The sequence below is a fragment of the Flavobacterium jejuense genome (assembly GCF_006491595.2).
Taxonomy (GTDB): domain Bacteria; phylum Bacteroidota; class Bacteroidia; order Flavobacteriales; family Flavobacteriaceae; genus Flavobacterium; species Flavobacterium jejuense.
Genome location: NZ_VEVQ02000050.1, coordinates 1 through 475 on the forward strand (window position 1 = coordinate 1; position 475 = coordinate 475).

The following is a 475-nucleotide window of genomic DNA, read 5'->3' on the forward strand; positions in this document are numbered from 1 at the left end:
TAATTCCTAGCCCCATAGTCATACATATTCAATCCAAGCTCCGTTTGTAGTTCTTTACCGTTGTATTTATACTGGTAAGTAGATTGCACTGTAGGTGTTCCTCCTTTTAATACAATTACTTCATTTGCATTTTTTTGATATAATAATTGGTCACTGTTATAGTTGGTATGTTTTAATCCAAAGGCATAATAGTGATTTTCTTCCATTATTTTTACACTCCCTGTGCTTGGATCTACTCCGTAGCTTAGTCGTATGTTGCCTAGATGATCGGTATAATTAAAAACGTAATTGTAGTTGTTTACTCCATGAGAATCTACCACATTCACATACCCTTCCGCATGTGGAAAGAATTGCAAAAACGCTCCTTTATATTGAAAGCCTCCTGCTAAATATTCGGTAGTGGTTATAGTACTATTCTCAGTCACTTTTTTAGCTATTTTTTGTCCTGTAGCATTGTAAAGATATTCAATTGTAT

1 pseudogene is annotated in these 475 nt (G+C 34.1%); it reads right to left on the bottom strand.

What is annotated here, in order from left to right:
- A pseudogene (locus tag FIA58_RS21165) lies at positions 1 to 475 on the bottom strand (type IV secretion protein Rhs); the annotation flags it as partial.